Here is a 20,666-nt window from a genome sequence, read left to right as displayed (position 1 = left end):
CAGCCGCATGATTGAAGCGCTGAGATCGATACCGGTAAGTCACTTAACTTCGTGCGATCCACCCTGAACTGGATCGGCAGTGGCTTAGTTTCCGCACTTGGGACGAAGACCATGCTGGTCAGAAGCAAGAGGGCACCCGCCGAGCTGGCAAGATCACGTATGCCAAGTCGAGCCACGCGATTGCGTCGGGTTCGGCGCTGTGGTGCAGGCGTCGGCGGTGTTGGACGCTGAACTCGTAGGGTTACTCGATTTTTACTTCGCTTTCGACGATTCGTCATCGACGATGCCCATCCGATGTGATTTGGCGAGTTTGATTCGGCTCGCAAGAGTATATTAGCTCGCCGGTGGTACTTTCGACTGTTCCGGCAATTCTGGCTAGGCTTATGTCCGAGGGGACCTTGGTGGTCGAGTCAAAGAACACCCACCGCCAATTCTTTACCTCGTTCAAGTGAAGGGCGCCTTCCAGATTTGCGCCCCGTATGTCTACTGCGCAGAGGTTGGCTCCCGCGAAGTTGACATTCGTGAAGGTTGAATTTCGGAAGTCGCTTTCGTGAAGATCGGCGCCGCCAAAATCAACTTCTTGGACTGCTGCTCCTACTATTCGCGAGTTTGAAAGATTCTGATCGCGATGTAAGGCGTGTGTGAGGGATGTCGATTCAACCAGTAATGGGGTGCCCGGTGGAGGTGTCGCCGGAGGCGGTGAATGTTGAGCGATCATCGCGCGAAAAACTGTTGGAATTGCAGTGGTTGCAACGATGACAGTTGCTGCGGTAAGTGTCACGGCGCCGAAGCGTACCCAACTGTTGCGAACCGGAGTGACGACCAGTAGACGGGCGATGCCCAGTCCGATCCCTAGCCCGGCTACGTGGAAGTAGACGTCGACGTCCAGGACTGCTAGAAGGGCGGCGTTGTCGGCAAAAATGGCGAGGGTACCGACCGTGATTGCCGCGACAATGACTAGGCCCATCGAAGCGTCAAGCATGCGCGCGAAGAGAGGCTTTGGCTTAGCTTTGATCTTGCGACCTGCCACTCGGTTCTCCCCGGCCGTGCTCGTCGTCGTGACGAAGGAGTCGATCCTGGGCTCGTGGCCGTTACGAGTGTCTTCAAACAATTAGGCGTGCATTGAAAAATGCACTGCGCCCTGGAATTTAGAAAAAAACATACCGGCATCTCACTGGGTTGGGAACATTCGTCGTGAGGTACTCGAGATAGGCAGCCTTAAGGGGTCGAGAGATTGCTCGTGAATCATCCGGTAGTTTATGAAACCGTGACCTGTCGGCATGCTCCCAGCAGCCATCGGGGTTGCGTATCAGACGCGCGCCACGTCATCGCGCACGTTGACTGCTCGAGCCACCGCACGTAGCCGACGGAGCCGCAGGCGAGCTCAACGGCGGTCACCTTGGGCTTGTCCCACGGTGCTCTGCGACGATGTGCGCTTCGAGTTCGGCATAGCGTGCGTCCGTGGTCTTGAACGTCACGTTCCACCCCTCGCCCTCGCCCTGTGTGCCGAGGTGTCAGAAGAACGACGTCACAGGGTGAGCAGCCAATCGAGTATTCTGGATCGAGGCTGCGTCGTCAGGCAGGCGCCGCGATCAGGCATTGGCGCCGAGCCGTCTCGACGATTAGGTGGTTTGCGTGCTCAACTGCTCAATTTTCTCGAATATGTCGGCGTCTGTTTCCTTTTGCCAATCTGGCAGCTGGTCCCAGTCGGCGACATAGGCAGGTTTCGGATCAGGTATGTGCTTGTAGATCTGGCCGGTCCAGCACAGGCTGACGAACCGACTCTTCTGCTCGCGGGTAAGCTTCGTCGCCGCACCAGCGGTCACCTCGATGAAGGCGGCTACCTGCTCGTAGACGGCAGCGGCACTCTCGCGTTCCCAGTCGGGGGTTTCATTCCAAGGCGTGATGTAGCTGGGCTTGGGTTCGCCGGGGTAATGCTTAATGACGCCGGAGATCCAGGCTTCGCGGAAGATGCGGCCGTGCTCATCGGACAAGGAGAACTCCATCTGAGGCGGGAACGGCCTTGAGCCGGCTGATTTCCTGCTCAAGGTGGCGGACGTGGGTATCGGCACGAAACGGTGCCAGCTGCGGGCGTAGGGCGGCGAGCTTGCGGCCGACGTAACCGGCTGATCCGGTCTGCCGGGCGACGTCGAGTGCGGCGTTGCCGTAGGTGACGAGCTGGTGGGGGTCGCGCCGCTGTGCGCCGATCGTGGCCAAGTCCGTCAGGACGCTGCCTCGTCGACGAGGAGACAGGTCCGGGTAGAGAGCGTTGGTCAGGGTGGCCTCGGCGAGGTCCGGGCGTCCGAGTTCGACGTAGCAGGCGCCGCGCTCCTCGGCCAGGCGGGAGCCTTCGAAGCGCAGCCAGCCGCCGGTGTGCACCGGCCCATCGAGGGTCTTGACCTCCTCGGCCTTGGCGAGTGCGCGCTCGCAGGCGGTCAGGTCGCCGAGGCCGGCGTGGGTTTGCGCCTGGACAGCGGCCACCCAGTGCCGGGTGGACAGCCGCGAATTGCCGCGCCGGGCCACCGTGGCGGCGCCGGCGAGGAGTGGTGCGGCTTGTTCGAACTGGCGCTCGTAGACGCCGATGAAGGCGTGCCGGGTCATCGCGCAAGCCCATAGGTCGTAGGCGTTGGCCTCTTTGGCGGCGCTGGCGGCGAGGGCGTAGCACTGGGCGGCGTCGGTGTACTGGTCGCTGTCGAATAAGATTTCGCCGCTGAGCTGGAAGAGGTCAGCTGTTGCCGTGCACAGCTTGTGCCTTACGACAGAGGTCTGCGGGTGCTGGAGTGCGGTTTTGAGGATGCCGAGCTGGGTGCGCACGGCGGGCAGGGTCGCCTGTTTGGACGTCGCTCGGGAGAACACATGCCATAGTTGAGCGTTCAATCGCTCGTGCTGGGCCGCAGTGGCCAGATCGGTCCGGCCGGTCGCGGCGGCGTGCTCGAGGCGCTCCAGGTCGATCTGTTCGTCGAGTCCGGGGACGGCCAGCAGCGCTCCGGTCGTGGAGATCAGTCGCAGGAGCTCGCGACGGTTCATGGCGTCCACCTGTTCTGCTGGCTGCGCGGCCGCAGTCGATGGACGTTCTGCACGGCGATCGAGCGGCGGGGCACCCGGAACGTCGAACCACAGCAGCGCGGTCGGAATTCGGAGAACACGCGCCCACTGTATGAGCTTGGCGAGGTCTTGGGTCGGTGCGCCGGTCTCGATGCGGCTGAGCTGCGTCTGCGTGAGGCCGACCCAGCCGGCGACCACCGTCTGCGGCAGCGGCCGACGATGCCAGGGATTGCGCCGGTAGGCGCAGATGACCCGGCCCATGTGCCGAGCGGCCAACGCGTCGCGCAGCTCTTCGGTGTCCCAGAAGCTCGGCGGTACTTCTGGTGCGCTGACCAGGGTATTCAGCGACCTCCGACGACACGGCCCGCACAGCGACCGGGGATTGTCCTGAGCCAGGCGCGCACCACAGCGGCAATAGCGGGCGGTGCGGGAAACGCTCATCTCGCAGGACCTCGGCACAGGGCGGCTGACTGTCGGTATGACAGCGATCACTGTATGCGCTTTGTGGCGTAGTGGCTATGCATCGGACGCATACCCGTCACGCGGGTCTCGTCATGATCTTTTCCCGGGCCGTGGCTCAGGCTGGTCAGCAGGCACCCCGGCGGCCGGTTGCACCGCTGCACCAGGCGACGCCGGACGTCCCCACCGCGGCGCGGTCCCGCGTCGCCCGTGTTCGACGTGGTCCCGGCCGCCGGGGTGCCTCCCAGAGCCCACGAGGAAACGGGGACGACATATGACCACCACTCGCATTATCCGCCACACCCGGCGGCTGCCGGCGCCCGTACCGGCGGCTCGGTGCAGGCGTCGCGGGCAGCCACCACGAGCACCTGAGCCGGTCCAGCTGTACTCGATGATCACTGTGACCCCTGCAGCTGCACGGGCCCGGTGCGAGGGGCTGCAGCCAGTGCGGGCACGCGTGGCCGTGTTCACCGGCGATTCAGGCCTACCGGCTGCGCGAGGGCTTCTGATGCTCTCACGGCTTCGGTGGGACGGCGGCACTGTCCGAGCCCACGCTCAAAACCTGCCCGATCCCGACTCAGTTCCGCGCCCGCTGAAATCTGGTTCGTGCGCGTCGGTGGATCGCGCGGCCGGACGGTCGCGGTGAGCGAGTTCGTCGTCGGCTACGCAGTAGCTGTCGCGGTCACGATGGCGATCTTGACGGTCACGACGCTGCTCGGACGTGCCGCGCGGGCAAACCTCAAGCGCTTGACCTTCTCGACTCGCAGCCGTCATGCATCGTCTGCCGGCACGAAGCTGGCGACGGTAATTGCCCGGCGCATCGGTGACAAAACCAGGCCAGTCCACCGGTACCGCGCAAGGCCTGTGAGGGCGGGCCGATGAGGCGCACCTGGGGCGGGAGGGCGCGGTCACCTCCCGCGAGAATGTCCCGACCCGATGCGAGAAAGGCCGAACGTGGCGTATCCGACCATGATGCTCGACCACCCCGGATGGCTCCGCGGAACCGACGGCCGGGCACGGCGTGTCCTCCGTTCGTCCAACGCCGTCTGGTCGGTGATCTGCTCGCCTGCGCCCGAGGGCGGTCACACCGTCGACATGGTTTGCCTGACCGGCAACGCCGACCGCGCACCCATCGTGGACACGGTCGACCCGGAAAACCTGACCGGCGACCCGGCCGTGTGCGCACCGCTGCGGGCCGAGGGCCCGGTCGCGCGCGTACGGACCACAGACGTGTGGGAAGCGCTCGGCACCGCGATCACCCGACAGGTGATCAAGGCCGCGACCGCGAGGGACAACTACCGCCGATTCTGCGAGACCCACGGCCAGCGGTACGACACCCCGGCTGGCCCGGCGTGGCTGTTTCCCGCACCCGAGGTAGTCCTCAACTTGCCTGACGAGGCGTTAGATGCCCTGCGCATGAAGTTCTTCCGCGACGGTCTTCGCGCCGCAGCGCTCACCGCGGCCGGCGACTGGGCCGACATGACCGGCCAACAGCTCGTCGACGCAGTGCAAAGGGTGCGCCGGATCGGTCCATGGACAGCCGGCGCCACGGCCGCCGACGTCACCAACGACTACAGCCTCTATCCCTTCGCCGACCTCGCCGTACGCACCTGGGCGGGCAAACTCGCCCCGTCGGTCGACTGGCCGACACCCGAACCTGAGTTCGGGCGGATGTGGCAGGCGATGGCCGGCGCGCAGTTGTCCGAGTGGACGCTGCTCACCCTCGCTTGGGGAGTCCGACATGCCACAGGAGTTGCTCTCTGACCTGATCGCCGGTGCCGACCCGACACGCGAGGTCGACGCTCTGTTCGTCAACGCGCCGCTGCGCGACTATGACGAGCGCCCGCGGGTGAACGACTTCACGCTGCCGGTGCTCGGCATGGCCTACATCGCCACCTACGCCGTCGCGCAGGGATTCAACGTCGGCGTGCTCGACGCCGAGGCGCACGGGCTCGGCGTCGAACAGACTGCCCGCCTGGTGAACGCGGCCGCCCCGCGGTGGGCCGGATTCAACCTGCTGGCCCCGACCTACGAGATCAGTGCCCGGATCGTCGAGCGGCTCGACCGCGATATCAAGGTCATGCTCGGCGGCCACCAGGCGAAAGCGATGCCGGCCGAAATCCTGCTGGACCAGCGGATGAGCCGGTGCGAAGCGCTGGTGATCGGTGAGGGCGAAACGCGGGTCGCTGTCCTGCTCGACGACCACCGACGACGGAGTGAGCTGCCCGGGGTGATGTGGCTCGATCCGATCATGCACACCCCGGTCACGGGCGGGATGGGGGCGAAGCACGGGCACTACCTCGCCCCCGACATCAACGGCTTGCCGTTCGTCGACCGCGGCTATCTGGCGCAGGACCCGCACCGCGACGGTGGCCGGCTCGAGGCGAACATGGTCGGCGCTCGCGGCTGCCCCTACGACTGTTCGTTCTGCGGCGCCGCGGTGTCAGCGAACCCCGATATCACCATCCGCACACGGGAGCCGCACAACATCCTCAACGAGATGGACGAGCTTCGCGGCGCGGGCGTGAGCGCGTTCCGGTTCGTCGACGACCTGTTCCTCGGCGTCCCGCGCGTCATCACCACGATGATGACCGCGTTCACCGCCGAGCAGGTTGGCGACTGGGCGCGGTGGGACGCCACCGGGCGAATCAACGTGCTGAACCGCACGAGCGACGACGTGCTCGACACCCTCGTCGCGAACGGGCTGCGCGAGGTCGCGCTCGGCGTCGAGTCCGGCAACGCGCGGATGCTCGCGCGGATCGACAAGCGCATTACCCCCGAGATGGCGCGGTCGGTGGTGCGCCGGCTCACCGAGCGGGGCATCAACGTGAAGGGATACTTCATCGTCGGGTTTCCGACCGAGACCTGCGCCGAGATCGACGACACCGTCCGGCTCGTACACGACCTGTGGGACATCACCGACCGTTTGCCCGGCCGGTTCCGTGCGTCGGCCTTCGAGTACCGCCCGTACCCGGGTACCCCCGACTGGGGTGAGCTGATGAGGTCGGGCAAGTACACCGCCGAGCAGCTGCTCAACTACAGCGCCGTAGACCTTACCTCCGGCGGTGTCGACGAGTCGATGCGCGAGCGCGACGAGTTCAACTTTTCCGTCAACATCCAGTTGAGCGAGGCACCCATCGATTACGTCCGGCGCAGCCTGGTCACGGTGACCCGCGCGCAGTTCGACCGGAAGGCGGCCGCGTGAAGCGATCGAGCCGCGGGGCGTTCGTGACCATCGACGGCCCGGCCGGCGTCGGTAAAACCACGACAACCCGCCTGCCGCGCGAGTACCTGAGCCAGCGCGGATACCAGGTGCACGCCACGGCGCAGCCGTCGCAAGGCGTGCTCGGTGACGCCGCTCGGCACCACACCGACACCTACCGCGGACACACGCTCGCCTGCCTGGTCGCCGCCGACCGGTATAACCACCTCGAGCAGGAGGTGCGGCCGCACCTGGCCGCGGGGGCCATCGTCGTGTGCGATCGCTACGTCGCCTCGTCCTACGTGCTGCAATGCATGGACGGCGTACCGCTGCCGTTCGTCGAGGCGATCAACGCCGCGGCCGACGTGCCCGACCTGGCCGTCATCTTGCAGGCGCCACCAGAGGTGACGGCGGCACGGGTCGCCGGTCGCGGTGCACACGACCGTTTCCACACCGGCGCGGAGAGCAGTCGGCGCGAGTGCGAGCTGTACGAGCAGGCCGCGGTACGGCTCGCGCGGTGGCGGTATCCCGTGGTCGAGGTGGACACCGCCGGCGCTTCACCGGTGGAGGTTGCTACGTACCTCGTGGGCCGAATCGCCGAGCGGGTAGAGGGTCCCGGCGCCGAGGTGGTCACGGCGTAGCCTGCCTGCGAGCCCGCCGGCGCGGGCGGGCTCGCAGGTTCAGCGCCCGCCACCCGTGAGGATCTTCGCCGGATGTCCGACGGCCAGCACACGATCATTGACGTGCACGTTCTGCTCGTTCGCGGCGCCGAGCTGCTGCTCACGCAGCGGCGCGGCACCTACGGCGGGGGCATGTGGCACCTTCCATCCGGCAAGCTCGACGCCAACGAGTCCCTGCCGGCTGGCGCGGCGCGCGAAGCCGCCGAAGAGGTCGGCGTGCACATCGATCCGGCCGACCTGCGGCACGCGCACACCGTGCACGTCACGGGGTCCGGTCCGGTGCCGCGGCTCGGCGTGTTCTTCGAGGCTCGTCGCTGGTCCGGGGAGCCGTACAACCGCGAGCCCGACAAGTGCTCGGCCGTCGAATGGTTCCCGCTCGACAACCTGCCCGACGACGTGATCCCGTACCCGCTCGCCGGTATCCGCGGCTACCTCGACGGTGTCCCGTTCGGCCTGCTCGGCTGGTCCGAACAACCGCGTTCGGTGACGGTCTGACGGCGGCCGATCATCCGGTCCCGGACCGAGCAGCACGCCGGTGACGGCGTGGCGGCGACAAGCAGGTCGTCTGCCCGGCTTCGGCGGCGTCCGGATCGGCGACATTGTCGAGATCGGCAACCACGCCGACGTCTTCGGCGCCCAGGTCGACGACGACATCCATGATCAGCCCACAAGCCGTCCTCGCCGATGACCGCATACCCCGGGCCAACCCGGCGCGCGCGGTCGGCTGGGTTGGCCGCTGCGCGGACACCTTGGACGACCGGCACGGTGCCCGCGGTGCGACCGTACCTACGAACTGGCCGCTGACCTGCTGACCGAGATCCAGACCGACTGATGACCCGACGCCGTCACGAGCAGCCGCGGCGGGGTAAGTAGCGTCACTGCGCATGACCCAGAAATGGCTGCGACCCGCCGAGTACTACGCGACGCTGCCCAAGCAGATCGCCAGTGCCGGCGTGATCTTCCGCGACGCCGAGGGCCGTATTCTGCTCGTCGAGCCCAACTACGGCGCCGAGACCTGGGAGATCCCCGGTGGCGGACTGGACGAGGGAGAGTCCCCGCGGGCGGGCGCGCGCCGCGAAATCAAGGAGGAACTTGGATTCGACCTGCTCCCCGGCCGGCTACTGGTCGTGGACTGGGTCCCGCCGCAACCGGACGGCCGCCCCGCTCTGTCCAACAACCTGTTCGACGGCGGCATCCTGAGCGAGGACCAAATCGCGTCACTACGGCTGGCCGACCGCGAGTTGAAGCGCTCAAAGTTCGCTACTCGCGCTGAAGCCGCGGGAATGCTCCGGCCACACATGGCGCGCCGCGTCGCTGTGTGCCTTGATGTCGTGGATACTGGCCGGACCGCATACCTTGAGAACGGGTTTGATCCGCTCGGGCCAGGTGACGTCTCCTAGCCGAGCGGCCAAGCGCACCGTCAGGCGCTTGGTCGCCCGATCGATTCGGGTGTCGCGGCGGCTGACATGTCGACAGCGGTGCGATGCTGGGGCGATGTTGGCTACCGTCGATGTTCGCCGAACCCCGGGTGGACTTCAGTTGACGATGATCGCGCCTGGTGCTCCGGGTGCGTGGATGACGCGGCTGCGCTACGACCAGGCAGAGGAGCTGTCGACCGCGCTGAGGACGGATTCTCCTACGTTCTTCGGGGGCACCGTCGCGGCCGGACTGGCCTACATCCCACACTATCCCGAGGCCGAAGACGGTGTGCTCGCTCGGATCGAGGGCGAAATTACCGACGATCTCCGCAACGCCACGTATTTAGTCCGCACCGACCTCCAGGCGATGCGCGGTATCGGCGATGCACTGCGAGCGCACATGCCCGATCGGCTTGAGCCGATTCCCTCAGATCCGGCGGCGCCATGGACGCCGACTCCATTGAACTGATCAGGAGCGGCTGGGAGTGTCGTCGGCGCCCGCTACCACGACCTGTCACTGAATGACGCCCTGCACGCGTCCCAAGCCCAGGGCTGCATCGGCCGGGTGATCGGTCTGCGAGATCCGGATCGGGTCCGCGACTGCGTCTTCGACTTCGTCTCGCGGCAGTGGATGTGGAAAATTCGCGCCCGCCGCTGGGTTTGGCTGGGCGGACGCGACCGACGCGCTCCGATACCTGGACGACCTGACTAGGGAAGATCACATCTTTTGGAGTCGTAGGATATGCGCATCTGTGCAGAATATGAAATGTTGGTATTCTTTCCGTCGATTAAGGTCAAGGTGAAAAGCTCGGCATCCAAAGGGATTTGGCCAATGAAAGCTATGATTCCAGACCTGCTCTGTTCGTTGGGTATTAGCGCAGGCCAATCGCTAAGCATCGGGTAGAATGTTTTGCCACTTTCCGTGGATAGCTGGGCTTGATTGGCGGGAAGGTTAAGGGTTCCGCGCAGTGCGGATACGGCGACACTGATCTTTGTGTAGTGCTCAGTTAGTTCTACGGAGTTGATCTTTATGTCTGCATCTGATCCGAGGTCCCCTGGCGATTTGTCCAAGGTTTGAACTAGGTATCTGCACCCGTGCTCGTCGCTGGCGGGCGGAAGAAGATTTGGGGACGGATTGCTCGCCTCTGGCATGTTGCCGCCTCCGCCGTCTGCGGCGAGGGTGACTATGACGGAAATTGTCATAAGGCTAACCGTGACCACTGTCATCGACAGCAAAGTTTTCCTGTTGAGCGGCTTCCTCCAGTTGCTGATGAGCGATTTTATTCCGAGCGCGCCTGCCAATGTTGCTAGTACTGCGACAATCAACTTGAATGGACTTGTGAGTAGTACTACTACTGCTGAAACGTCCGCAATTATACCGAACAGAGGCCACGGGTCGTTGGCGAACTTTCGCGACGAATCTGTCTCGACTGCTGGCTCGCGACCAGCATCCACACCGTCTGACACCTGCACCTCCGGACCTGCCTACGGGCTAAGTCGCGTCGTCAGGGCCTTGTGTTACGTCTCTGTGCCCGCCTCGTTTGCGGACTGACAAATTAAGACTGGAGTGATTCATGCCAGGTGTTGCGGCAATCGCCAACACTTACAATGTCTCAAGCTCCGTGGGCGAGCTGTTCGCCCTGACCCTGGCCGACACTCCGTTCCTGCCCGCGATCGGCGGGCTGACCGGCGGCAAGCGTGCCAACGCCGTCGTGCCGAGGCACAGGGTTCACCGGAGCTGCACGCGGTCGTCTGGGCGGCTGCCGTGCCGGCCGGGTTACGGGATTGGTGGCGCTGCCCGCACCCGTAGTGGTCTCGGTGGATCCGCGACCGGGGTGGGTCTGCTCGGAGATCCGGCGCCGTTCGGGGAAGGCGGCAACGGCCCACGACGGGGATGGGGCCGTGGGCCGGTGCCCGGTATTCCGGCGGAGTCGGTCAGCCGGTGGTCTGCGGGACGATCATGCGGCTGGCGTCGATGGCGGACGGGATGATGCCGAGGTTGAGCAGCGTGTCCGGCACCCGCTGGAGACGTCGGGCATCGAGATTCGCACCGTAACCTGGCAGCTCCATGAGGGCCGCGGTGGTCTCGGTGACCTTGGCGTACTTCACGACCAAGCGTTCGACGAGACCACGGTCGTTGAGGGCGGCGCGAGTGCCCTTGGCGATCGCCCGCTGGAAGGCGGCGATCGTCTTGGGGTTGGCCTGCGCCCACTTCGCGGTGGTGGCGTAGCCGGTGAGCTGGAAGTCCTGGGTGGAGCCGCTGCCGACGTCGACGATCGAGATGGCGCCGACCTGCTGGGCCGCGTCGGTGACGAGCGGCTCCGGCACATACGCGGCGTCGACCCGGCCCAGCTGCAGCGCGTCGGCCATGTTCGGTAGCGGCACCGGGACCCACTCGACCTTGGACCTGTCGAGGCCGCGGTCGCGCATCACCGACTGCGTCAGGACGTCCGAGGCGGCGTTCTTGCTGGTGATCCCGATCTTCTTGCCGGGCAAATCTTCGACGTGCTTCACCGGCGAGGTCGGGACGGTGACGATCTTGTTGCTCTTCGGCGTGGCCGTGGTGGCGTCGGCAACGAGCCGGAAGTCGGCGACGCCTTCGCTCTGGGCCTTGAACAACAGCGTCCAGGTGGTCAAGGCGAGCTGAGCCCCACCAGCGACGACCTTCGTCATCGTCTTGTCGCCGGAGTCCGCGACATCGATCTTGACGTTGAGGCCTTCGGCGGCGAATTGGCCGCCGTTCTGGGCGGCCCACAGTGGCACCAAGTCGACCGAGCTGATGATCGACACCGTGAGCCCGGAAGTCTCCAGCTGGCTGCCCGCGACGGCGGCGGGCTTGTCCCCGCCGAGGGCGCTGCAGCTGGAGGTCAGGGCCAGTGCGGCCGCGAGGGCCGTGGTGACGGCGGTGCGTGTCGCGTTGCGCACGCGTGTGCTCCTTCGAGGGTGGTGGGGAGGGGACGAACGGGGTGTTCAGGAGGGGCTGCGCAGCAGGCTGCGGAAGCCCTCGTGGAAGGCGTCGTCGGTGACGACGAGCAGGCGGGTGCGGGTGTGGACGAGCCAGTCCCCGGCGCCGAGCGTCAGGTCGGGCTCGGGCTGTCGGGGCTGGCGGATGGTCGCGGTCTCGCCGTGGACGGCGATCGCGGTTCCGGCGCTGAGCACCGCTTGAGCGGCGAGCTGCTCGACCCAGCCGCGGATGACGTCGTTCAACATCTCCGGACCGGCGTTGCGGACGACCTCGACCACCTGCCCGGCCTTGAGATCGTGGGTGTCGTCCGCGCGGACGACCCGGTAGAGATCGATTGCGGGCATCAGCGAACCTCCGGTGAGGTCGGGGCGGCGCGGACGTCGCCGATGGTGGTTCCGGTGACGGCCTGGCCGACGAGGGCGACGACGAGCGCGAACAGGGGCCAGGTCCAGGTACTGGTGGCGGTTCGAGCAGGCCGATGCCGAGGGCCAGGACGCCGGCGAGGGTGTAGCCGAGGCCCTGGACGACCGACGACAGCGCGGCGGTGGTGTCCGGGTCGCCCGCGGTGCGGCGGCCCAGGTCAATTAGGGCGAGTGCGAGGGCGCCGAGGCCGATGCCAAGCAGTCCGGTCCAGAGCCAGGTGACGGTAGCGGGGCTGATCAGCAGGCCGGTGACGCCGGCGATGCTGGATCCCGCGAGCGTGACCGCGAGCGGAGTGTGCGGGACGCGGCGGGCGAGATACGGGACCGCAACGGAGACCGGGACGCCCAGCACCATGACCGCGGCGAAGTGGTACCCGGCCTCGGCTTGGGTGAGGCCGGCGGTGTGCAGGATCGCCGGCAATCGGCCCATCAGCAGGAACGTCACCGCCGATAAAAGTCCGAAGTGGACGGTCACGGTGGCGATGGTGCCGCGCGGGGTTAGCGTCCTCGGGCTGACGCGCACCGCCGGGGCGGCCCCGGCCGTAGTAGTCAGGTGGCGGCCGCTGCCCTGCCAGACGAGGAGACCGACCGCGGCGAGCAGTGCCCAGCAGCCGAGCCCGAGCTGCCACGCCACCCCGGTCGGTGTGAGCAGTGCGCCGATCGCGGATCCGGCGCCGAGGCAGGCGGTGTAGCAGGCCGCAGAGCCGGGGGTTGCGGTGCGGACGATGACCGGCAGCAGCGCGCCGAGGACCGCGATCGCGAGGCATGCTGCGGTGGTGCCGACGAGGATCGTCACGTCGCCGGGCAACGTCCGGGCGATCAGCGAGACGCCGAGGACGCCGAGGGAACAGGCGACGACGCCGCGGATCCCGAACCGGGCCCGTAGCCGCCACGCGGTCCAGGAGCCGACCGCGAAACGCCAGGTCGGCAGCGCGACCAGCACGGCGGCCACAGTTGGCGGCAGGCCGGCCGTGGCCTCGAGGTGGGTGAGCAGCGCTCCCATGCTGGTGACGGCGGGCCGCAGGTTGAGCGCGAGGACCGCGACCGTGAGGCCGGCGGCGACCGGGCTGAAGACCGTGGCGCGGGAGACGTGGGCGGTGGTCACGCCACACCGCCGGAGCCGGCCGCCAGGATGCCGGCCAGCCGCGTGCGGGCGGGGCACGGCAGGGGCCTGGCGCACTCGCGGCACCAGCCGCCCATCGGCGAGTGTGCGTTCCACTCGGCGGAGAGGGCGTCGATGAGGGTTTGCAGGGCGCGGGGACCTTCGACAAGGAGGTCGACGAGGTCGCGTCCGTTGAGGACCGCGACAACGCGACCGTCACCCACGAGACGGACACCGGGTCGCAACTCGATATCGGCGTGCGTGGAGTCCGTGGCCACGGCCAGTGGGCCGCGGCGCTCGGCCCGGGCGCTGAGGTCGCGCCAGTGACTCAGCAACGCGAGCGCGGTTGCAGATGGGGAAGGCGCCACCTCATCGAATGTAGGTTATCTTCGACATTTTGTGCAAGATATTCGACAAAGTCGGGGATGATCGTCCGCCCCGGTAAGGTCCTCGGGCGATGAACCAGCGCGACGACGGCCCGCCCGATCACAAGCTAGAGCAGCACCTCGCGGCGACGGGCTTGCGTCTGCGAGCCGCCCGCCGACGGGCGGATCTGACCCAGATCGAGCTCGCCGCACTCAGCGGCGTGGATCGAGGCAACATCAGCAGGGCGGAACACGGCGGCAACATCTCCCTGGAAACCCTGTGGCGCCTCGCCATCGCGCTGAACATGCACGCCGCTGATCTGGTGGATGACCGCCTGCCCGGCAACCGCTAGCTCGGCTGGTCGCCGACGGGGTGCAGCGTGGTCGGATGGTCCGTCAGCCGGCCCGGCGCAGCCTCGGGCAACGGGCTCGTCCTACGGTGGGCGAGTCCGCGAACAAAGAGACGGCGTTCGCCGCGGATTCCGGCCACGCGCACCTGCGCGTCAACGCCGTGACCCCCGGCTACATCGCCACGGACCTCAACGGGCATTGCGGACCCAGCACCGCCGAGCAGGGCGCGAAAGTGGTCCTCGACCTCGTTGCCCGCGGCGCGGCCGCGACGACCGGCGCCTTCCTCGACGAGGACGGACCGGTGCTGTGGTGAACCACCGCGTGCTGAGTCGGCCATCCCGATCGACTACCGCGAAGCCGACCCAGTCGAGGTCGCGCTGGAGCACACCGGCGGCAAGGGCGTCAACGCCGTACTCGACCTCGTCGGCGGCGGGAAGAATTTCGTCACGAGCTGCACGGCGCCCCGAGCGTTCGGCTGGATCACCACAGTTGCGCCGCCGAAGGGCGAACTGAGCCCGTTGTGTCGGCGCACCATCAGCTGCACGGGATCATGCTCACCTGGGAGCGCCGTCGCCTGGAGAAGTCTACGGATGGCGCCAGGGCCGTCACCCGATCAGGCAAGAGGCACGTCAGCTCCGCTGATCCAGGTCTCGGGCCAGCATGGTCCTGCGCGCCGGCCCTCGGCTTGCCCCACCTTCGCTCCCGGCCATGTGGGCCACGATCCGGGCGACCGAGGTGTCCAGCGACGAGGAGCTGGTGATGATCTGCTCGTCGGGCATGCCCAGCCGCCCGCTGGTGGCGTACCAGCCGCGCATGTCCTCGGGAGTGAACTCGCTGGCCTGCGGGCGCGTGGTGTGTCGGCGCACGGTTTCGGCGAACGGTACGTCGAAGTAGAAGAAGGTAGTGCGGCCGCGGTGGTCGGCGGCCAGCTGGTGCAGCATTGGCCCGTACCGGGCGGCGCTGAGGATGCCCTCGAGGATGACGTGGTAGCCGGCGTCGAGGCTGAACCGGCAGACCGTCGCGATCAGCGCGATGTTCAGCCCGCCGGGCACGTCGTGCTCGCGTAGGACGACCCTGCGTAGGAGGTCCTGCTGGACCAGGGCGACGCCGCGGCCGAGCCGGGCGCGGACGGCCGTGGCGACCGTGCTCTTGCCGGCACCGGACGGGCCTCGAAGCACGACTAGCCGGGTTTGCGGTGAGCCCGTCGGTCCGCTCGGCGGCTGCCGTGGCGTAACTGGGGGCGGCTTCGCGGCGCCGTAACCTCCGACTGGCTCGGCGCCAAGGGGCGCGCCACGCGATTCACCGCTGTCCGTAACCATAAACGTCACAAATACCGGATAGGTGCTGCGACGCTGGAAGCAACCGTCGCAGCAGGCTGTCGCCAATGAACCCTATGCGCATGGCTTACCGTGAATCGTGGCTGTCGCCGCTCGAGATAGTACGATCCAATGACAGCAAGTGCTGGACGACGCGGGCGCCGCTGTTTGTCACCAGCCGCCGGAAGTCGCTGCAGTGGGGCCTGCGGAAATTCGATTCTGTCAGGCAGGATGCTCCGGCGCCGAGATGGCGGTGAGCTAGATGAATTGCACGGCCGCCGCGGTTCCGAATAGGCTGAACTGCAGCCGGTCGTCGTGGCCCAAGGTGTCGAACACGGCTTGGGTGTCGAGCTGTTCGACCCAGCCGCGGATGACTCGAGCGCGGTGGGGCCGGTGTTGCGGGTGGCTTCAACCATCTGCCCGGCCTGGAGTTCGCTGTCCGCACGGAAGGTCCAGTAGATATCGATCTCGCTCATCAGACGACCACCGGCGAGACTGGGGCGGCGCGGACGTCGCCGATGGCGGTTCCGGTGATGGCCTGGCCGACGGTGAACGAACAGAGGTCAGGTCCAGTTGCCGGATGTAATTGTGCCGCGGGGGGTGAGGCTTAGCAGACCGACGCGTGCCGCTCGTGCTGAACCGGATGGGGTGAAGTGGCGGCTGCTGCTGATCTAGATGACGAGCAGCGGCGGCGGCGATGGCCCAGCTGCCTGTAGCCCTCTAGCGGGGCTACGGCTCGGTCGGAGCGGGTGGCGGATCAGCCAGGCGCCGGGCCCGCTGCCGAACTTCGCGAATTCGTCGCTGACCGTCGTTGCCGCTGGCGCCTGCGCGGTCGAGCCGAACGACGCCGGTGAAGGTCGTGTCCCGAAACTCGGCGTCGCGCTCGAAGATTGCCCCGCCGAACTCAGCGTCGGTGAAGTTCGCGTTCCCGAACTCAGCGTCGCCGACGAAGATCGCGTCCCTGAACTCAGCGATGCCCGTGAAGGTCACCCGGTTGAACATGGCGACACCCATGAAGGTCACGTCGTCGAACGAGGCGACGTCCTCAAAGGTCGCCCCAACGAACGAGGCGTCACTGAAGGTCGCGCCGTCGAACTGGGCGCCGAACTCGAAGGTCGCGCCGCCGAACTGGGCGTCGCCGATGAAGGTCGCGTCGCGGAACCAGCCGAAGCTAGTGAAGGTCGCGCCGAGCCCGGAGAAGTTGGGAGAGGGCATGTCGCCGAACCGGGCGTCGCCGAGAAAGGTCGCATGATCGAACCAGGCGATGCTGGTGAAGGTCGTGCGGACGAAGCTGGTGTCGCAGGTGAAGGTCGCGCATTTGAATTTGGGCGACGCCGGCGAAGGTCGTGTTCTGGAAGTCGGCGTCGCCGGTGAAGGTCGTGTTCTCGAAGTAGGCGTCGCCGGTGAAGGTCGTGCCGGCGAACCGGGCGACGCGCTCGAACATCACGCCGCCGAACCGGGCGACGCGCTCGAAGGTCGCGCCGCCGAACTGGGCGTCGCCGATGAAGGTCGCACCGATGAATCCGGCCGTGCGGACGTGGCACTCCTGCAAGGAGAAGTCGATCAGGTGAGCGTTGGTGAGGTCGAGGTCGATATCGTTCCAGAACGTCCGCCGGACACTGGGCTGGAGGTGCTCGCGCAGGATGCGCTGGGCGGCGAGCCGGACTTCCCGCTCCTGCACCCGCCCTTGGTGTTCTTCGAGCTGGGTGTCGACTGCAGCCGGCGGCTGAGTGTCGGGTGGGGTGAACGGCATCCGCAGGTAGGCGCAGATGACGTTGACGATGCTCTGCCGCTGTCTGGGGTTGTTGTGGGCCAGCCGCTCCAGCGCGTACAGCCCTGCCAGCCGGACTGGGGCTTGGTCGGAGCCGAGCTGGTCGGCGGCCTTTGTGTACAACTCGGTGACGTTCTTCTCCGTCGCGTCGCTTTCGTTGTGTTGCTGGCGCCGCACCGCCAGCAACAGGGCGAAGACGCCGGTGGTGCCCGCACCGATCCCGAGCCCGGTCTTGATCGCCTCGACTCTCGCCGCGGCCTTCTTGTCGGCATCGCCGGCCTGGTTGGCCTCGCCGAGCAACCAGCTGGTCGCCGCCCACCCCACCGCGGCCACCACGATCGCGGCGGCGACTACAACCCACCAGCTCATCACCGCCGCCCGGGGCCGCGGCGCCCGCTCCCCTCGCCGCCGCGCCACCGCAACCGCAAAGCCGCCTGCCGCGACGGAGAACAGGGCCAACGGCAACGCCAGCGGGCGTGCCCACCGGCCCAGTGCAGGCCAGTCCACCCACCCGAACAGCACAACTATCCCGGCCAGCAACGTCACCCCGCTGAGAGCCAGCACCCCACGCGCAGGTGCCCAGCCCCGGTAGAGCCGCGAGGGCAAGAACCGGCTGCGGAGCAGCTTCCAGGTCATCACCGAAGTTCAATCGCCCGCAGGCGCGTGGTCATTGCGCGACCGGTGTCGTGGCCGGGTCGGCGGCGGAGCCATCCGCGGTGACGAGTTCGGAAAGGTCGGCGGGGACGACGCGGTTGCGGCCGGTCTTTTTCGCGTGCAGCAGGGCCCGGTCGGCGGCGAGGAGGAGTTCGTCGGCGGTGTTGCCGGTTTGGGGGAAGGAGGCGACGCCCATGGAGGTGGTTACTCCGCGCAGGGTGTGGTGTTTGCCGTCGCTGGTGGCGGTCAGGGTGATCGGTGTGCCGGCGAGCCGGGAACGGATGCGTTCGGCGACATCGAGGAGCTGTTGTTGCCCGAGGTCGGGCAGCATGACCGCCAGTTCATCGCCGCCCCAGCGGGCCACCAAATCCCAGGAGCGAACCTCGGCCTGCACGAGGTCGGCGATGACCTGGATGGCCTGGTCCCCGGCCGGGTGGCCGTAGATGTCGTTGATCTCCTTGAACCGGTCCAGGTCCAGGAACAGCACACCGACTGAGGTGCCGGCGAGCTTGGCGCGGCGCAGCGCGGCCGTGAGGGCGTCGGACCAGTAGACGGCGGCGGCCAGTCCAGTTTTCTGGTCGGTGCGGGCTTGGCGCATGTACTGGGGCAGCAGCAGGTCGCGATGCACGCACAGCACGGCCAGCATGGGTGCGGGCAGCACCCACGGGGAGTGCACCAGCACCACCGCCATGGTCACCCCGAGACCGAGCGCGGCCGCGACGACCAGCTGGTCGGCGGGGTGCCCGAGGGCGGCTTTGGCGCTGATGCGCTCGTCGGAGGACAGCAGGATCGCCAACACGACGAGGGCGTAGTTGGTCAGCCACCAGGCCGCGGCCGCGGCGACCACCATGAGCAGCGTCCAGGCGCTGGTCGGCAGGCGCGGTGCGGTGATGAGGCCGCCGGCGTGCAGGACGGCTTCGGCGGTGGCAGAGGCGATCACGAAGGTGCTCGCCGAGTAGACCTTGCGCACGGCGACTGCCGGGCCGTAGACCCGCAGCCAGCAGTACAGGTAGGAGATGACAGTCAGGGCGATAACCAGTGGCAACGGCACCAGCAGCACTGCGGCGAAGACCCACAGCGACTTCAGGTTGGTGTAGGGCGAGTGTTTGGGAGCCTGCTCCCGGCGTCGCTCGATGGTGCGCGCGGCTTCCAGGTGCACGATCGACGCGGCCGTCAGGACGGCGAACCAGATCATCTCGCTTCGGCTGATCGTGGCGCCGGCCGAGGACAGGGCGGTGATCGCGATGGCTACAGCGTTCACCGCGAGGACGACGTGGATCGCTGGTCGCGGCAGTGACCACAACCGCCACCGGCTGGGTATCCACCCGCTACACGCAGCCTTCATGCTGTATCCGTCCCTCCCCGGTCGTACACAACTGTCCACGGTAACCGCCGTGTCACCGACTGTCGATAGTCGCTGCAGGTCAGGCGGCTGGGGATACACCGACAGGAGGCACACGATGAGCAACGCACGCGGCAACGAATGGACCCGGCTCCCGGGCAACGAGTGGACCCGTTTCCTCGGTAACGAGTGGAGCGCGGCCGCGTACGGCAACGAGTGGTCCCGCCACGGTAACGAGTGGCAGCGTGGCAACGAATGGGGCCGCTGACCGCCCAGTCGACACACGGATGCGGTGGTCCAGCCGGCTACTCGGCGGGCGCGGCGCGGCGCGCGCGGTTCCACGCAGCGCCCGCCAGCCCGGCGGCCACCACGCCGAGCCCGCCGGCACCGGCCAGCGCCGCGGACGGGGCCACGACGGTCGCTGCCAGGCCGGCCAGGGCGATCCCCACGCCTTGGCTGGTCATCAGCACGGTCGCGGCCAGCCCGTAGGCCTGCGCGCGGTGCTGGTCGGGCACGGTGAGGGTGAACTCGGCCGAGGCCGGCAAGTGGTACGCGCTGGCCACTCCGGACAGCAGCCACAGCACGACCGTGACCATCAGCCCCGGCCGGGCCAGGCACAGCACCAGCGGAACGCATGCCGTGATCGCCAGCGGCCCCAGTAGCTGCGACCGCAGCTGCGGCCGGAGCCGGCTGATCAGCGCCATCCCGAGGACCGCTCCGGCCGGGCTCGCCGCCAGCAGCACCCCGACCGCGTCGGCTGACCCGCCGATCTGGGCCGCGTACGGGGCGGCCAGGCCCTCCACCGTCACGTAGAACCCAGCGACCGCGGCCAGCGCGACCAGCGCCCGCAGCCGCGGTGTGCGCGCCACCAGCCGTGACCCTGCCACCAGATCCCGTCGCCAGCGGACCAGCCCGCCGGCCCCGACCACTGCGCCGGTCCGCGCGGCGTTCGGTGCGGGCCGCTCGCGCACCCCGAGACGGATTACGGCGGCCGAGACGAGGAAACTCGCGGCGTCGGCCAGCAACGCCGTCGCCGGGCCCGCGCCCGCGACCAGCGTGCCGCCGGTGGCGAACCCGACCACCTGCGCCAGCTGCACGATCGTGTCGAGCACGCCCTTGCCCAGCACGTACTGCTCGCCCGGCAGTGCCACGGCCGCGGTCGCCGCCCGCGCGGCGTTGCCCGGCGCCCCCGCCGCCTGCACCACCACCAGCAGCGCCGCCACGAGCGGCAGCGCCAGCCCCGGGATCGCCATCAGCGCGACCAGCGCGGCGCGCACCAGGTCGGCGGTGATCATGACCTGCCGTCGCGGCCAGCGATCCGCCAGCCCGGACAGCAACGGCCCGGCCAGCACCGACGGCAGGTAGGTCAGCGCGTAGGTCGCGGCAGTCCATCCGGCCGACCCGGTCCGATCGAACACCAGCAGCGACACAGCCACACGCGCGAACTGATCACCGGCAACGGACACGATCATGCTGGAAAAGAGCGCGCGGAACTCGCCAACCTGGAAGACTTGCCGGTAAGTCACGGACATGCGCTCAATTGTGGTCAACGTGTCCAGGGCGGGGGTGGCGCG

General features: G+C 67.6%; 21 protein-coding genes and 1 pseudogene. 10 read left to right on the top strand and 12 right to left on the bottom strand.

Features of this window, described 5'->3' with window-relative positions; genetic code table 11:
* Window positions 1-274 precede the first annotated feature (274 nt).
* From ACWEVN_RS11635 to ACWEVN_RS11625, 3 genes are all read right to left on the bottom strand, one after another.
* Window positions 275-1,030 (bottom strand): pentapeptide repeat-containing protein, encoded by a 756-nt coding sequence (locus ACWEVN_RS11635; RefSeq protein WP_452051195.1) that lies wholly within the window; start codon window positions 1,028-1,030, stop codon window positions 275-277.
* 592 nt (window positions 1,031-1,622) lie between these two features.
* Window positions 1,623-1,994 (bottom strand): hypothetical protein, encoded by a 372-nt coding sequence (locus ACWEVN_RS11630; RefSeq protein WP_452051194.1) that lies wholly within the window; start codon window positions 1,992-1,994, stop codon window positions 1,623-1,625.
* Window positions 1,984-3,486, bottom strand: coding sequence for a helix-turn-helix domain-containing protein (locus ACWEVN_RS11625; protein WP_452051193.1), 1,503 nt, complete (start codon window positions 3,484-3,486; stop codon window positions 1,984-1,986). Before ACWEVN_RS11625 ends, ACWEVN_RS11630 begins: the two co-directional genes overlap by 11 nt.
* Before the next feature lie 972 nt (window positions 3,487-4,458).
* On the opposite strand from ACWEVN_RS11625, the gene ACWEVN_RS11620 reads away from it, so the two are divergent.
* The 7 genes from ACWEVN_RS11620 to ACWEVN_RS11590 all read left to right on the top strand — a co-directional run bounded on the left by ACWEVN_RS11620 (window position 4,459) and on the right by ACWEVN_RS11590 (window position 9,273).
* Window positions 4,459-5,268 (top strand): hypothetical protein, encoded by an 810-nt coding sequence (locus tag ACWEVN_RS11620; RefSeq protein ID WP_452051192.1) that lies wholly within the window; start codon window positions 4,459-4,461, stop codon window positions 5,266-5,268.
* Entirely contained in the window at window positions 5,246-6,709 is a 1,464-nt protein-coding gene (locus ACWEVN_RS11615) for a B12-binding domain-containing radical SAM protein (RefSeq protein ID WP_452051191.1), read from the top strand. Before ACWEVN_RS11620 ends, ACWEVN_RS11615 begins: the two co-directional genes overlap by 23 nt.
* 23 nt (window positions 6,710-6,732) lie before the next feature.
* The gene (gene tmk, locus ACWEVN_RS11610; RefSeq protein WP_452051190.1) at window positions 6,733-7,347 is read left to right on the top strand and encodes a dTMP kinase; all 615 of its coding nucleotides are present in this window, start codon (window positions 6,733-6,735) and stop codon (window positions 7,345-7,347) included.
* 72 nt (window positions 7,348-7,419) lie between these two features.
* Window positions 7,420-7,881, top strand: a complete 462-nt coding sequence (locus ACWEVN_RS11605) for an NUDIX hydrolase (protein WP_452051189.1) — start codon at window positions 7,420-7,422, stop codon at window positions 7,879-7,881.
* Between the two features lie 40 nt (window positions 7,882-7,921).
* Complete coding sequence (locus ACWEVN_RS11600; RefSeq protein WP_452051188.1) at window positions 7,922-8,074, top strand: hypothetical protein; 153 nt, start codon at window positions 7,922-7,924, stop codon at window positions 8,072-8,074.
* A 196-nt stretch (window positions 8,075-8,270) separates the two neighbouring features.
* A complete protein-coding gene (locus tag ACWEVN_RS11595; protein ID WP_452051187.1) occupies window positions 8,271-8,786 on the top strand; it encodes an NUDIX domain-containing protein in 516 nt (171 codons plus the stop codon).
* Window positions 8,787-8,961: 175 nt separating this feature from the next.
* Entirely contained in the window at window positions 8,962-9,273 is a 312-nt protein-coding gene (locus tag ACWEVN_RS11590) for a hypothetical protein (protein ID WP_452051186.1), read from the top strand.
* 239 nt (window positions 9,274-9,512) lie between these two features.
* Here the strand turns inward: ACWEVN_RS11590 and ACWEVN_RS11585 are convergent, their stop codons facing one another.
* The 4 genes from ACWEVN_RS11585 to ACWEVN_RS11570 form a co-directional block, all read right to left on the bottom strand.
* Window positions 9,513-10,271 carry a hypothetical protein gene (locus tag ACWEVN_RS11585; RefSeq protein WP_452051185.1) on the bottom strand — a complete coding sequence of 253 codons (759 nt, stop codon included), beginning with the start codon at window positions 10,269-10,271 and terminating at the stop codon, window positions 9,513-9,515.
* Between the two features lie 468 nt (window positions 10,272-10,739).
* Complete coding sequence (locus tag ACWEVN_RS11580) at window positions 10,740-11,729, bottom strand: ABC transporter substrate-binding protein (protein WP_452051184.1); 990 nt, start codon at window positions 11,727-11,729, stop codon at window positions 10,740-10,742.
* Window positions 11,730-11,774: 45 nt separating this feature from the next.
* Window positions 11,775-12,113: a hypothetical protein gene (locus tag ACWEVN_RS11575; RefSeq protein WP_452051183.1), complete on the bottom strand. Its 339-nt coding sequence runs from the start codon at window positions 12,111-12,113 to the stop codon at window positions 11,775-11,777.
* Window positions 12,114-13,292: 1,179 nt separating this feature from the next.
* The gene (locus ACWEVN_RS11570) at window positions 13,293-13,661 is read right to left on the bottom strand and encodes a hypothetical protein (RefSeq protein ID WP_452051182.1); all 369 of its coding nucleotides are present in this window, start codon (window positions 13,659-13,661) and stop codon (window positions 13,293-13,295) included.
* Window positions 13,662-13,750: 89 nt separating this feature from the next.
* Between ACWEVN_RS11570 and ACWEVN_RS11565 the strand changes: the two genes are divergently transcribed.
* Together ACWEVN_RS11565 and ACWEVN_RS11560 are read left to right on the top strand one after the other, a co-directional pair.
* Complete coding sequence (locus ACWEVN_RS11565; protein ID WP_452051181.1) at window positions 13,751-14,011, top strand: helix-turn-helix domain-containing protein; 261 nt, start codon at window positions 13,751-13,753, stop codon at window positions 14,009-14,011.
* An 86-nt stretch (window positions 14,012-14,097) separates the two neighbouring features.
* Window positions 14,098-14,322, top strand: a complete 225-nt coding sequence (locus tag ACWEVN_RS11560) for a hypothetical protein (protein WP_452051180.1) — start codon at window positions 14,098-14,100, stop codon at window positions 14,320-14,322.
* 316 nt (window positions 14,323-14,638) lie between these two features.
* On the opposite strand, the gene ACWEVN_RS11555 is transcribed toward ACWEVN_RS11560, so the two are convergent.
* From ACWEVN_RS11555 to ACWEVN_RS11540, 4 genes and pseudogenes are all read right to left on the bottom strand, one after another.
* Window positions 14,639-15,328 carry a kinase gene (locus ACWEVN_RS11555; protein ID WP_452051215.1) on the bottom strand — a complete coding sequence of 230 codons (690 nt, stop codon included), beginning with the start codon at window positions 15,326-15,328 and terminating at the stop codon, window positions 14,639-14,641.
* Between the two features lie 726 nt (window positions 15,329-16,054).
* Window positions 16,055-16,540, bottom strand: coding sequence for a pentapeptide repeat-containing protein (locus ACWEVN_RS11550; RefSeq protein ID WP_452051179.1), 486 nt, complete (start codon window positions 16,538-16,540; stop codon window positions 16,055-16,057).
* Window positions 16,541-16,742: 202 nt separating this feature from the next.
* A pseudogene (locus ACWEVN_RS11545) lies at window positions 16,743-17,078 on the bottom strand (pentapeptide repeat-containing protein); the annotation flags it as partial.
* Window positions 17,079-17,763: 685 nt separating this feature from the next.
* Window positions 17,764-19,011 (bottom strand): diguanylate cyclase, encoded by a 1,248-nt coding sequence (locus ACWEVN_RS11540; RefSeq protein WP_452051178.1) that lies wholly within the window; start codon window positions 19,009-19,011, stop codon window positions 17,764-17,766.
* A 199-nt stretch (window positions 19,012-19,210) separates the two neighbouring features.
* Between ACWEVN_RS11540 and ACWEVN_RS11535 the strand changes: the two genes are divergently transcribed.
* Window positions 19,211-19,360: a hypothetical protein gene (locus tag ACWEVN_RS11535; protein ID WP_452051177.1), complete on the top strand. Its 150-nt coding sequence runs from the start codon at window positions 19,211-19,213 to the stop codon at window positions 19,358-19,360.
* Window positions 19,361-19,397: 37 nt separating this feature from the next.
* Here the strand turns inward: ACWEVN_RS11535 and ACWEVN_RS11530 are convergent, their stop codons facing one another.
* Window positions 19,398-20,624: an MFS transporter gene (locus tag ACWEVN_RS11530; RefSeq protein WP_452051176.1), complete on the bottom strand. Its 1,227-nt coding sequence runs from the start codon at window positions 20,622-20,624 to the stop codon at window positions 19,398-19,400.
* Window positions 20,625-20,666: the final 42 nt, after the last annotated feature.

It is taken from the genome of Amycolatopsis sp. NPDC003861 (genome assembly GCF_053605405.1).
This window is presented reverse-complemented; position numbering and strand designations above follow the sequence as displayed.

What these genes read in the sequence shown, in the direction of transcription:
- ACWEVN_RS11565 (WP_452051181.1), top strand. Translation starts at nt 13,751, where the DNA reads ATGAACCAGCGCGACGACGGCCCGCCCGATCACAAGCTAGAGCAGCAC.
- ACWEVN_RS11535 (WP_452051177.1), top strand. Translation starts at nt 19,211, where the DNA reads ATGAGCAACGCACGCGGCAACGAATGGACCCGGCTCCCGGGCAACGAG.
- ACWEVN_RS11595 (WP_452051187.1), top strand. Translation starts at nt 8,271, where the DNA reads ATGACCCAGAAATGGCTGCGACCCGCCGAGTACTACGCGACGCTGCCC.
- ACWEVN_RS11555 (WP_452051215.1), bottom strand. Translation starts at nt 15,328, where the DNA reads ATGGTTACGGACAGCGGTGAATCGCGTGGCGCGCCCCTTGGCGCCGAG.
- ACWEVN_RS11575 (WP_452051183.1), bottom strand. Translation starts at nt 12,113, where the DNA reads ATGCCCGCAATCGATCTCTACCGGGTCGTCCGCGCGGACGACACCCAC.
- ACWEVN_RS11615 (WP_452051191.1), top strand. Translation starts at nt 5,246, where the DNA reads ATGCCACAGGAGTTGCTCTCTGACCTGATCGCCGGTGCCGACCCGACA.
- ACWEVN_RS11550 (WP_452051179.1), bottom strand. Translation starts at nt 16,540, where the DNA reads ATGCCCTCTCCCAACTTCTCCGGGCTCGGCGCGACCTTCACTAGCTTC.
- ACWEVN_RS11605 (WP_452051189.1), top strand. Translation starts at nt 7,420, where the DNA reads ATGTCCGACGGCCAGCACACGATCATTGACGTGCACGTTCTGCTCGTT.
- ACWEVN_RS11590 (WP_452051186.1), top strand. Translation starts at nt 8,962, where the DNA reads ATGACGCGGCTGCGCTACGACCAGGCAGAGGAGCTGTCGACCGCGCTG.
- ACWEVN_RS11625 (WP_452051193.1), bottom strand. Translation starts at nt 3,486, where the DNA reads ATGAGCGTTTCCCGCACCGCCCGCTATTGCCGCTGTGGTGCGCGCCTG.
- ACWEVN_RS11530 (WP_452051176.1), bottom strand. Translation starts at nt 20,624, where the DNA reads ATGTCCGTGACTTACCGGCAAGTCTTCCAGGTTGGCGAGTTCCGCGCG.